General features: G+C 41.9%; 12 protein-coding genes. 6 read left to right on the top strand and 6 right to left on the bottom strand.

Going from position 1 to position 12,117, the window contains the following annotated elements:
• Positions 1-7 precede the first annotated feature (7 nt).
• The 4 genes from HRU23_13770 to sstT form a co-directional block, all read right to left on the bottom strand.
• Complete coding sequence (locus tag HRU23_13770; GenBank protein NRA55206.1) at positions 8-922, bottom strand: DMT family transporter; 915 nt, start codon at positions 920-922, stop codon at positions 8-10.
• A gap of 79 nt (positions 923-1,001) precedes the next feature.
• Positions 1,002-1,724, bottom strand: a complete 723-nt coding sequence (locus HRU23_13765) for a YebC/PmpR family DNA-binding transcriptional regulator (GenBank protein NRA55205.1) — start codon at positions 1,722-1,724, stop codon at positions 1,002-1,004.
• Positions 1,725-1,904: 180 nt separating this feature from the next.
• Positions 1,905-2,234 (bottom strand): DUF440 family protein, encoded by a 330-nt coding sequence (locus tag HRU23_13760; protein ID NRA55204.1) that lies wholly within the window; start codon positions 2,232-2,234, stop codon positions 1,905-1,907.
• Between the two features lie 8 nt (positions 2,235-2,242).
• Complete coding sequence (gene sstT, locus HRU23_13755) at positions 2,243-3,493, bottom strand: serine/threonine transporter SstT (GenBank protein ID NRA55203.1); 1,251 nt, start codon at positions 3,491-3,493, stop codon at positions 2,243-2,245.
• Positions 3,494-3,760: 267 nt separating this feature from the next.
• Between sstT and pyrC the strand changes: the two genes are divergently transcribed.
• Complete coding sequence (pyrC, locus tag HRU23_13750; protein NRA55202.1) at positions 3,761-4,792, top strand: dihydroorotase; 1,032 nt, start codon at positions 3,761-3,763, stop codon at positions 4,790-4,792.
• A 70-nt stretch (positions 4,793-4,862) separates the two neighbouring features.
• Here the strand turns inward: pyrC and HRU23_13745 are convergent, their stop codons facing one another.
• Complete coding sequence (locus HRU23_13745) at positions 4,863-6,146, bottom strand: DUF945 family protein (protein ID NRA55201.1); 1,284 nt, start codon at positions 6,144-6,146, stop codon at positions 4,863-4,865.
• A 131-nt stretch (positions 6,147-6,277) separates the two neighbouring features.
• On the opposite strand from HRU23_13745, the gene HRU23_13740 reads away from it, so the two are divergent.
• The 5 genes from HRU23_13740 to HRU23_13720 all read left to right on the top strand — a co-directional run bounded on the left by HRU23_13740 (position 6,278) and on the right by HRU23_13720 (position 10,868).
• Positions 6,278-6,913: a single-stranded DNA-binding protein gene (locus tag HRU23_13740; GenBank protein ID NRA55200.1), complete on the top strand. Its 636-nt coding sequence runs from the start codon at positions 6,278-6,280 to the stop codon at positions 6,911-6,913.
• A gap of 105 nt (positions 6,914-7,018) precedes the next feature.
• Positions 7,019-8,059, top strand: a complete 1,041-nt coding sequence (locus tag HRU23_13735; protein NRA55199.1) for a thiamine ABC transporter substrate binding subunit — start codon at positions 7,019-7,021, stop codon at positions 8,057-8,059.
• 14 nt (positions 8,060-8,073) lie between these two features.
• Positions 8,074-9,702: a thiamine/thiamine pyrophosphate ABC transporter permease ThiP gene (gene thiP / locus HRU23_13730; protein NRA55198.1), complete on the top strand. Its 1,629-nt coding sequence runs from the start codon at positions 8,074-8,076 to the stop codon at positions 9,700-9,702.
• Positions 9,695-10,399, top strand: coding sequence for a thiamine ABC transporter ATP-binding protein (thiQ, locus tag HRU23_13725; protein NRA55197.1), 705 nt, complete (start codon positions 9,695-9,697; stop codon positions 10,397-10,399). Before thiP ends, thiQ begins: the two co-directional genes overlap by 8 nt.
• A gap of 40 nt (positions 10,400-10,439) precedes the next feature.
• Positions 10,440-10,868: a GNAT family N-acetyltransferase gene (locus HRU23_13720; protein NRA55196.1), complete on the top strand. Its 429-nt coding sequence runs from the start codon at positions 10,440-10,442 to the stop codon at positions 10,866-10,868.
• A 59-nt stretch (positions 10,869-10,927) separates the two neighbouring features.
• On the opposite strand, the gene HRU23_13715 is transcribed toward HRU23_13720, so the two are convergent.
• Complete coding sequence (locus HRU23_13715; protein NRA55195.1) at positions 10,928-11,950, bottom strand: GGDEF domain-containing protein; 1,023 nt, start codon at positions 11,948-11,950, stop codon at positions 10,928-10,930.
• Positions 11,951-12,117: the final 167 nt, after the last annotated feature.

The following is a 12,117-nucleotide window of genomic DNA, read 5'->3' as shown; positions in this document are numbered from 1 at the left end:
TTGATTATTAACGTCGTCGATTGAACTTATCGATGGCGTTAATGACTTTAGGTTTAATCACTTTTAACGATAAGGCACTTAAAATTAGCGCTAAGCCGAGATAAGTTGATAGCAATATTTGTTCTTGTAAAATCCACGCAATAAAGCCAATGGACATCACCGGTGATAAAAAGGCCAGCGTAGTGACATCGGCCGCACGTTGCGCGTGCTTTAATGCCATCAGCCACAAAATAAAAGTAAAGCCCATTTCAAACAGCCCAACATAAATCCCACCAAGTAGCGCTTCAACATCCCAAGCAGGCAAAGTATCGGTTAGCAATAAAGTAGTTAAGATAAAAGGCAAACCCACTAAAAAGCTCAAGAATAAGCTGACCACCGGGTCACCTTTACTTTTGGTATTAACGATCCAATATAACGACCATAGCAGGGTGCTTAACAGCATTAATGCCACACCTAGGCTGCTTTCAAGTTGAAAATCGGTGATACTGCCTTCAGTTGCAATGACATAGACGCCTAAATAGGCCATCAGCGCCGCAATAATATCGGTTTTATAGAGCTTTTGATTAAGTAATGGTACCGCTAATAGCGGCAGCACCAGTGCCCAAGTGTAATTGAGTGCTAAAGCTTGCTGGGCTGGTAATAAATCGTAGCCTTTAAATAGTACAAGGTAATACAAAAAAGGGTTGAGTATGCCAGTGAACAGATAATACCTTGGATTGGCACAGAACTGACTTTTCGTTAAGAAGAGTTTCTTTTGGAGCGCAAGAACAATTGTCAATATGACAACCGAGCTAATAACGGCAACCAAGAGCAATTGAATGGGAGAGTAGTGCGCTAAGGCTAATTTAAACGCGGTAGCAACCGTTGACCATAAAAAAATCGCCGCAAGGGCGCAAATATAAGATAACGTAGATTTTTTCAAGGCTGTACTTCCGCTAGCTGGTGAGCAAAAATAATAGGCGTCAGAGCCACCGATGGTCGCTCTGGCGCTAATGCCGCTATTAGTTGTTCAACTCAGCATTGTGGTAAATCTCTTGGGTATCGTCACAGTCGTTTAGGGCGTCGATAAATTGCTCAAAGATTGCCACGTCATCGCCACTGACTTCTGTCATCGTTTGTGGCACAAAAGTGATTTCTTCCACTTCAAAAGTGATCTCAGGATTAGCCTCAGTTAATGCGGTTTTAATCTTGTAGAACTCTGTAGTTGGCGCGAAAACACTTAACATGCCGTCTTCATTCTCAATGTCGGTAACATCGATATCAGCCATCATCAGTAATTCAAAAACGTCGTCTTCGTTATCACCTTTAAAGGCAAAAACAGCTTGGTGATCGAACATATGCGATACGGCACCAGGACCACCAAGTTTCGCGTTGTTTTTAACAAACGCTTGACGAATTTGGGTATAGGTTCGGTTGCTGTTATCAGTCAAGCAATCGACAATCATCATAATGCCGCCAGGACCAAAGCCTTCATAGCGAGCCGCTGCGTAATCTTCACCGGCACTGCTGTTGGTCTTTTCTAGCGCGCGATCGATAACATGCGTTGGCACCTGATCTTTTTTTGCTTTTTCAATGAGTCGGCGCAGGGACAGGTTATGATCTGGGTCTATACCGCCACTTTTGGCACACATATAGATTTCTTTACCATATTTAGAATAGACCTTAGTTTTTTGGCCTGCTGTTTTAGCCATAGACTCTTTACGGTTCTGGAACGCTCTTCCCATCTGGATCTTCTCTTGTTGAATGTCTAAAAATACAATTGATAAAACTCGTTGCGTGATCCTACCATCATCAGCGGGTAAGGGCTAGGGGGCAAAGTAATGTTGTACAGTGGCAGGGTCTTGATCAATGGGCATAAAAAAGCCGAGCAATTGCTCGGCTTTTGAAGTTTGGCTAACGGTTAATTACCGTTTCCATTTGACGAAATAAGGCTGTTGGGTGCTTGTTTGATCGGCACGCAGCAATACTCGGGCATACACTAAATCGAATTCACCATCTTCAAACAAACCAATTCTTACTTCAATATAATCTTTGTCGAGTTGATCATGGGTCAAATCGGTTTGATCTTGCCAATCATTAAATGCACTAACGACTTCAACAGCCCCTTGGCTTTCACATTGCTCGGCATAATATTCCAAGTCAGGTTGATCAATGTGTTCTATTAAATTTTCGTCAAAAATATCCAAAGCGATATTTACTAACAGATCGGTGTCGATGTCACTGGACTTAGCCATAGCGTACCTTATTTCTCTTTTGTTAAATGTAGATGCGATGCTGCCGCAGAAAACACAACGTCAGTTGAACTATTAAGCGCTGTTTCGGCAGAATCTTGAATGACGCCTATGATAAAGCCAATTGCGACAACTTGCATTGCAATTTCGTTATTAATCCCGAATAAACTACACGCTAATGGAATTAGCAGCAATGAACCACCAGCAACACCCGATGCGCCACAAGCAGAAATTGCCGCAATGACACTTAATAAGATTGCGGTTGCTAGGTCAACTTCAATGCCTAAGGTGTGGGTCGCGGCAAGGGTTAACACCGTGATGGTAATAGCCGCACCAGCCATATTAATCGTTGCGCCTAGTGGGATTGATACCGAGTAAGTATCTTCATGTAAATTTAATTTTTTACACAAAGCCATATTAACCGGAATGTTCGCCGCTGAACTGCGAGTGAAAAATGCAGTAATACCAGACTCACGTAAACAAGTGAACACTAATGGATAAGGGTTTTGACGTGTTACGGCAAACACAATGATTGGATTAACGATTAACGCAATAATCAACATTGAACCAACCAGCACGGCGACCAAGTTACCGAACTGCGCTAGAGAATCAAAACCTGTAGTCGCGATAGTATTAGCAACTAGGCCTAAAATACCGAGAGGTGCAAAGCTAATGACAATTTTTACCATTGATGAAATGGCATTCGAAAGATCATTAACCATGTCTTTAGTGGCGCCGCTTGCTTGCTTAAGCGCAAAACCAAGACCAAGGCCCCAAACTAAAATACCAATAAAGTTGCCGGTGGCAATGGCATTAATTGGGTTGTCGACCATTTTGAAGGCTAAGGTGTTAATGACTTCGCCCAATCCTTGTGGCGGATTGGCGGTCGCCGCCGCTAAATCAAGGCTTAGCATGGTTGGGAAGGCGAAACTCATGGCAACGGCTATTAACGCCGCAGTGAGGGTACCTAACAAATACAGACCGACAATCGGCTTTAAATTGGCATCGCTATTACTTTTTTGATTGGCAATCGAAGAAGCCACTAGCACCAAGACTAAGATTGGTGCTACCGCTTTTAATGCGCTGACAAACAGTTGACCTAACACCGCGAGTGATTTTGCCGTTTCAGGAATAGTTGTGCCTAAAATACTACCAATAATAATGGCGACAATAATCTGGGTCACTAAGCCCACCGATTGAAATATTTCAAATATGCTGGGGGTTTTGGGGACCGTAGAAGTGTTTTCTGTGGAAGATGTCATAACGCGCCTTTGTATTGTTGTTACTCTAATATGCGGCATTTTTTATCATTCCCTGACTGAGCTTGTCCAGTATAAAATGGGATATAAATGAATTAGCTCGAAATAGCTCAAAAACCAAGCGCTGCTTGTTATTTGGCTGTATACGGTGTTAATAAAAGTGACTTAATGTAAAGTAAATGCAGCGCTTTACAAGCGGGTTGTTGACCATTAAAATTAACCGATAATTTGGCATATCCGTTTTTTGGCATAACTATAAATGAGAGCATTATAATGACCCTAACTATTACTCGCCCAGACGACTGGCACCTTCATTTACGCGATGGTGATGTTTTATCTGATACCGTTGCTGATACTGCACGTTACATGGGCCGCGCGATCATTATGCCTAATTTAATTCCACCGATGACTGATACCGAAGTGCTATTGGCTTATCGCGAGCGTATTTTAGATAAAGTACCAGCAAACTCTAGCTTTAAACCATTGATGGCTTTGTATTTAACGAACAATACCAGTGGTCAAGAGATTAAGAAGGCGCATCAGTCGGGTCATGTTTATGCAGCAAAATTATACCCAGCTGGGGCGACAACTAATTCCGATTCTGGGGTTACTGATGTGGCTAATATCTATGGCGCGCTTGAAGTGATGAGTGAACTGGGCATGCCATTGCTGGTGCATGGTGAAGTAACAACCGACGACATTGATATTTTCGACCGTGAAGAGCTATTTATCGAGCAAGTATTAAAACCATTGGTGACAAAGTTTCCACAATTAAAAATTGTGATGGAACATATTACTACCAAGCAAGCAGTTGATTTTGTTAGTACATGTCAAGACAACGTCGCAGCAACTATCACCGCGCACCATTTAATGTACAACCGAAATCATATGTTAGTGGGTGGTATTAAACCGCATTTTTATTGCTTACCAATCTTAAAACGCAACATTCATCAGCAGGCACTTATTAGCGCGGCGACCAGTGGCAATCCAAAATTCTTCTTGGGTACTGACTCTGCGCCACATGCGCAAGACAAAAAGGAAGCAGCTTGTGGCTGTGCCGGACTTTATACCGCGTTTGCTGCAATTGAGTTATATGCACAGGTGTTTGAGCAAGAAGATGCGCTGGACAAACTTGAAGGATTTGCTTCGTTTTACGGTCCTGATTTTTATAATTTACCGCGCAACAGCGATACCATTACCCTAGTGCAAGAGTCTTGGACCGTTGCCCCTAGTTTACCCCTTGGCCCTAATAAGGTCGTCCCAATTAAGGCTGGCGAACAATTACGCTGGCAGGTGAAATAAGCTGTAATTTATTTAACCCGCTAAGGCGAAAGCATTTTAGCGGGTTAAAGTACCTTAGCGGGTCAAGCTATTACATAGCAACGGGTTGGTTATTAGCCGTTAGTTGGTTGTTGGTGTAATGGATTGTTGAACTGACATTGCCTTGTGGGTCTTTGGCGATATAACCTTGTTTGATTAAATGATCAAACATTGGCGCCAGCGGACCGAGTAACTGTGGATAGCCGTTACTTAATTTAAGCGTTAAGTTAACTATCAGCGTGTTAAGCACATGCTGATTTAATTCATTGGGCATTTTTTTACCCGTATAAGGCGGTAACACAAAGTCACCTTGGCTGTTAAAGTTAACATCATTGATATTAAGATTGAGCCGAGTTATTTCACCGTCGGCGCCAGCGGCGATTAATGCCATAAAAGCCGTACTAACGGCTTTAGGGTCCGGCTGACTTTGACGTGAGGCATGCTCAGCAGCCAAATAGGCTTTTTTTGCGATATTATTGATACGCACGGCCAATTGGCTATCCACAATAGAGTAATGGGTGCTGCGATCTTGATAGGTAATTTTTGCTACATCAGTGCCTACTGTTAGCGAGAGCTTCTCTGCACTGGCCATTGAGTAGCTCGAATCAGAGCTAAATTGATCAATCTCTAGGGATAATTGCTCGACACTGTCACTAAAAGATATGTTGTTTACGGCGGCTTTAATTGAAGTAAATAGCGTTAACTTATCAATTGTCTCGAACTTTGTTTGGGTAACTAATTTTGATAACGACAAATGGCGGCGATTTTCACTCGCCACCTCAAACTTGCCAATCTCGGTAACGATACTGCCTTTATTTAAGTCAAAGTCGCTGTTGGCTATCAGGCTAACACCTTGATAACTTACCTCGGTATTGTTTAGTTTATGATTCAATGGCGCCAGCGATAAATTCAACTGATTAGTTTGCAACAACAGATTAGAGTTAAGAGTTATGCGGTGTTCAACGGTTGATAAACCAATTTTATTAAGTTCTGCCGGTAAGCTGCCACGAGAGAAATCAAGCTGAAAGTCACTAATAGTATAGAGCGGGTAAGCAGTATAGTGATGATCTAAATACAAGGTTATATCATCACTGATGGTATTAATTTCTGCTTGCTGACGTAAATATTCGGCTGTTAAGACAATTTTGTAGGTTTGGTTGCGACTGAATAATCCGTCATTACTTTTAATAATCGTAGCATTGATGCCATCAACTGTATTTTGTGCGTTCAGTTGATCTTCGATAGCCGTTGTCATGGCTGAGCCGGTATAGGCTGCTAATCCAGCCAACAATGCCGTTGTAGCGACCACGCTTGAAATTATCACTTTATTTGACATGAAATTACCTTTTATTTGGTGAGATGGATAAAGGATAGGATGTTTTTTTTATTATCTCAATTTAATTTATCCTAAGGTTCTGATAAATAGATTATAATAATTTCAATTATGGACATCGATTTGGAGTCGGTTTGCAAAGTTCAGACAATAATATTGTGTTGCTCGGAAATATTGTCAGTAAAGACAATCAATTGAAGTATTTTGCCGATGGCACCGCTATTCTCGAGCTCGAAATTATCACTAAGCGCAAGTGGCGAAATAGTGCCGGTGAAAAGCAAGAGCTAGCTCATTACTTTGGCATTACCTTGATTGGTGATTTGGCGCAACAGATAGCACTTGACGCCAAAGCCGGCCAAGGCATTTATGTGCGGGCGCTTTATCGTCAACCACGGGCAAAGTCCCCGATTGCTAATGATCGCTTACAAGCCAATTTTGCTAAAATTGTCGACCATGCCACGTCATTGCATTGGAACCAAGCGCACGCGGTTGGTCAAGTAATAGAATGGTCCTCGATGGCACAAACCATTTCAGGCCAAGATTTATTAACGATTAAGCTCGCTTTACCCCAGTCAGCGCAAGAAACTTGCGTGCTCGAAGTCAAACTTAAAGGTGCCGCCGCTAAATTTACCTACCAGCAACTCAATGATAAGAACAAAACAAGCTGCAATGCATTTATCGAAGGCTCATTAGCGAGTCAATCGACCAAGCAAGAGCAAGGTTTTGTCCATCATTACTGGCTTGATGCCAAGAGTTGTATTATTAGTTAAACTCAATTACACCTTGTTAATCTGTTCGGTTATGCCCTACGAGTATGAGCTAAAAATGTCGTTTGGCGCTAAATTCGTGCTGAGGTTCAATTTCTGCTAGCGACAATGGCACTTCCTGATTACAATAGACAAAAAATTACCCTTGCAGATGGAGTTACCGTGAAAAAACAGATTGCATTACTGACATTTAGTTCATTATTATCAACCGTTGTTACCGCCAATACCCTCAATGTTTATACTTATGGTTCATTTGCATCGGACTGGGGCCCTGGACCAAAAATTGAAAAGACCTTTGAAGCGCAGTGCAAATGTGATCTTAAATTTGTGACGCTAGACGACGGAGTCTCGATTTTAAATCGGTTACGCCTTGAAGGTGAAAATAGCCAAGCCGACATTATTTTAGGCCTTGATGATAGCTTGATTACTACGGCGAAAAAAACCGGTTTATTGGCAGAACATCAAGTTGATTTAAGCGTCTTAACGTTACCGACTAAATGGCAAGACAATGTCTTTGTTCCTTTTGATTACGGTTATTTTGCCTTCATTTATAATAATGAAAAACTTAAAAACCCACCGACGAGCTTAAAAGAGCTGGTGGAGCAACGTGACGATTTAACTATTATTTATCAAGATCCGCGCACGTCGACGCCTGGTTTAGGTTTAATGTTGTGGATGAAATCTGTTTACGGTGAACAATCGGGAAAAGCGTGGCAGCAGTTAGCGAAAAAGACAGTCACAGTAACCAAAGGTTGGTCTGAAGCTTATAACATGTTTTTGAAACAAGAAGCTGACATGGTGCTGTCATATACGACTTCACCGGCTTATCACATGATTGCCGAGGGTAAAAACAACTATCAAGCCGCCAAGTTTAGTGAAGGCCATTATATGCAGGTTGAAGTCGCTGCGATGGTTAAAAGCAGTAAAAATAAAGCGCTAGCTCGTCAGTTTATGGACTTTATAGTGAGTGATGGTTTTCAGCGCGAAATCGCCACCGGCAACTGGATGTACCCAGTGATCAACACTAAATTACCAAGTGAATTCAATCAACTAGTACAGCCGGTGCAATCGCTAGCGTTTGATTCTGACAAAGTAGCAAACCAACGTAAAAAATGGACCCGAGAGTGGAGCGGCGCGTTAGCGTTTTAAGTTAATTGGTGTCGATGAAATTTCCTCAAGTTCCCGGCTTAATTATCGCCGGGATTATTTTATTCTTTGTAACCGCGGCGCTGTCGGCGCTGTTTGTACCAACACCTGATGGCCAATTAAGCACCTTAGTTGCACAGCTATGGGCTGATCCTTATTATCGGCACATTACCTATTTTAGTTTTTACCAAGCCTTTTTATCAACGGTAATCAGCGTTGGATTGGCTATTCCTATTGCGCATGCTTTGTCACGGCGTAATTTTTGGGGGAAAGAATTTTTATTAAGAATTTTTGCCACCACCTTAGTATTACCGGTATTAGTTGCAGTCTTTGGTTTGTTGGCTATTTATGGCAACAGTGGCCTAGTGGTGCAGGCACTTGCTGTCGTCGGGATAAAATTACCTTATTCCATCTACGGCTTACCGGGTATTTTACTCGCCCATGTATTTTTTAACTTGCCCTTTGCTACGCGATTATTTTACCAATCCTTAACTGCTATCCCCAGTGAACAACACAAACTCTGTGGCCATTTGGGTTTAAACCAATGGACTAAATTTAAGTTAATAGAATGGCCGAGGTTGCAGCAACAACTGCCGCATGTCGCGGGTTTAGTGTTTATGCTATGTTTTACCAGTTTTGCCTCGGTGATGGCACTAGGCGGTGGGCCTAAGTCAACCACGATTGAATTAGCCATTTATCAAGCGATAAAATTTGATTTTGAGTTACAAGTCGGCGCGCTGTTAGCGCTGTGGCAAATGTTTATTTGTGCCATGTTAGCAACCTTGCTGCAAAAGCGAGCGGCAAGCGATAACGTCAGCGCTACCTATGGCCAAACGGTAAATTGCTATTTTATTGATAGTCGATTGGCTAAAATATGGGATCTTGGTTGGATAAGTGCCGTAATCTTGTTGGTATTACCGCCGTTAGTGATGGTGATAATGGCTGGTGTTAATCCGCATTTACCACAGGTATTAAGCGACCCCAATTTTTGGCTTGCGTTTAAAATCTCATTTAAGGTGGGGTGTTTCTCAGCGTTAATCGCGGTAATAGCCGGCATCTTCATTTTGTGGTGTAGTCGAATTTGGCGTTTAGCCGGGCAACATTTTTACGCCGATAAAATAGAGCTAATCGCGATGATTATTTTGGTCACTCCGGGATTGGTGATTAGTACTGGCTTATTTCTGTTATTACGCGACCTGACAAACGTGTTTGATTACGCATTATATATTGTGATCTTTGTCAATGCCTTAATGGCATTGCCCTTTGTGATAAAGGGCTTAGCACAGCCGATGCTGCAATGTGCTCAAAAATATGATCGCCTGTGTGCCAGTCTTGGTTTAAGCGGCTGGTCGCGTTTTCGTTTGGTTGAGTGGCAATTGCTTAAGCAGCCAATTGGTCATGTATTAGCTATTAGCTTTGTATTGTCGATGGGAGATTTAAGCGCTGTGGCCTTGTTTGGCAGCCAAGACTTTAAAACCTTACCGCTTTATCTGTTTGAATTGTTGGGCAGTTATCAAATGGAAGCTGCTGCAGTTGTCGCGTTATTGCTGTTATTGCTCAGTGTTGGAGTCTTTATTTTGACTGAAAAATTATTACATTTAAAACCACGTACTATGGCGCCATCAAAACGAGAATCTCATGCTTAAGTTATCTCAAGTAATGTATCAATATCAGCAAGAGAATTTTTGTTTCGATCTTGATATTGGCCAAGGAAATGTGGTCGCAATATTAGGGGCCAGTGGCGCAGGAAAAAGTACCTTGCTAAGCTTAATCGCGGGTTTTATTGCACCAATATCCGGTGATATTTTAATTGCTGGGGCCAGTGTCAATGCACAAGCTCCCCACAAGCGCCCGCTAGCGATGTTATTTCAAGAGTTTAATTTATTTGGTCACCTCACGGTCGAGCAAAATATTAGTCTTGGATTACAGCCTAATCTCAAGCTAACTACCGTACAACAAGCGCAAGTGGAACGGGTCAGTCAACAGGTCGAAGTAGACACCTTGCTCAACCGGTTACCAGAGCAGCTTTCTGGTGGTCAAAAACAGCGAGTAGCGTTGGCAAGGTGTTTCATTCAACAGCGGCCCGTATTGTTATTAGATGAACCATTTTCTGCGCTAGATCCTGTGTTACGCATGGCAATGTTAGCTCAGGTAAAAACAATGGCGGCCGCAAAAAATGTCACGGTGTTAATGGTGACACATCATTTAAGTGATGCCCTAAATATTGCATCGCATTTTGTCTTTATCACTGCGGGACAAGCTAAGTCGGTGGAACCTATTGAGCAATTAACCACTGATCATAGCGACCCAATATTACGTAGTTTTGTCAAAGCAGCGTTATAAAATCGATTTAATGTGCACGCCTAACATAGGTTAAATTATCATGGAATTTATACGAGCGACCAATGCTGATATCGAATTTTCCGAACGTCTTATTATTAGCAACATGTCTCGGTATTTTAACCAATACTCAATTAATTGGGATCATCAGCGTTTTATCCAAAACTGGACGAGTTGGCAAAGCTATATATTACGTCACAATAATCAGGCGGTTGGCATAGTTTGCCTGTCATTTTTTCCTGAGCATGTTTATATCAACGACCTGCAAATTAAGCCACAATTCCAAGGGCAGGGCATCGGTAGTTGGGCAATGTCTCAAGTCGAAGTTTTGGCACTAGAGCGGGCAGTTAACAAAATTAGGTTACGAGTTTATCACGCCAATCCGGCAAAAAAATGGTATTTACAGCTTGGATTTAGTGTGGCAATGACTGAGAATCAGACGTCTGGCATGGAAAAGTTATTAACTAACTAATGACTTAAATGACGGGGATTGTTATTTAAGTCATTAGTTTGCACCAACAACAAAGATTATTAAGACATTGGCAATACGCGATTTCGACCCAAACGTTTGGCCTGATAAAGCTGTTCATCGGCTCGGGTGATAAAACTTGTCAGCGTATCTCCCACTTTAAATTCCGAAACCCCAAACGAAGCGGTGATATTGTTAACCGATTTAGCGGTACGTTTATCGCGGATCGACAGTCGTTCAATTAACTTACGCGTTGTTTCAGCAAATTGACGCGCACGTCCTATTGAGCTGCTCGGCAGTAAAATAGCAAATTCTTCACCACCAAAACGATAAGCCTGCGAGCCGTCACGAGCGCTGTCGTTTAAACGACGACCAAAGGCTTTAAGTACCTGATCGCCAAGTAAATGGCCATACTCATCGTTAAACTTCTTAAAATGATCGATATCGGCAAGAATTAAACACAGCCCTCGATTGTTTTTTGCCATTAACGAGCTAAGTTCAGCGTCAAAAGAGTAGCGGTTTAATAAACCAGTGAGTGAATCGTAAAGCGCTAATTTTTGAGTTTCAGCCAGTTGAAGTTTTAGTGACTCGATTTCTTGTTGCGATTTCTGCAGGGTATTATTAAAAAACTTGGTCGCATTAGTTATCGCTTTAGAATTACCGTCAATGTTGCGGATAAGCACCATGATTTCTTCAATTGACCAGCCTTCATCTTCTACTCGGTGTAAGTCAGCAAAGGTTGTGTCTAACACCGATTGAAATTTATTACTGTCGACCTGGGTATCTTTAACTGACTGGCTCAGTTCAGTTAACATAACCTCGACACTTTTTCGTAATTTCCAGGTATCTTGCTCGGTTTTATCGGCAACAAATTGGCGATAAAGGTTCTCAGCCCGCATCGGAGGGCAAATATCAAAATTTTCTAATAAAGAGTCGAGTTCTTGATTTAACTGAGGGATTTCTTCTGAGACGTAGGTATACCACAATGCATAATTAAGAGGAGTGGTGGGAACCTGATACTTCATCATTAACGGCACTGCTTTTTTTAAGTTTGCAGCCGACTTAGCAAATGTATCGCTATTCATATCTCTGTGCCTTTTTGAGTTAGGAATATATATTAGCAACAATTTTTGAGATATGCGCGCAAGTTGTTGCAAATATGGCGATAAATTACTTGAAATAAACGAATTGAATTACAACGATTATTTTATGGTCAGTACTGTCAAAGCTAGTGTATTAGTGACGAAGGGTG

The sequence above is a fragment of the Gammaproteobacteria bacterium genome (assembly GCA_013214945.1).
Lineage (GTDB): Bacteria > Pseudomonadota > Gammaproteobacteria > Enterobacterales > Psychrobiaceae > Psychrobium.
This window is presented reverse-complemented; position numbering and strand designations above follow the sequence as displayed.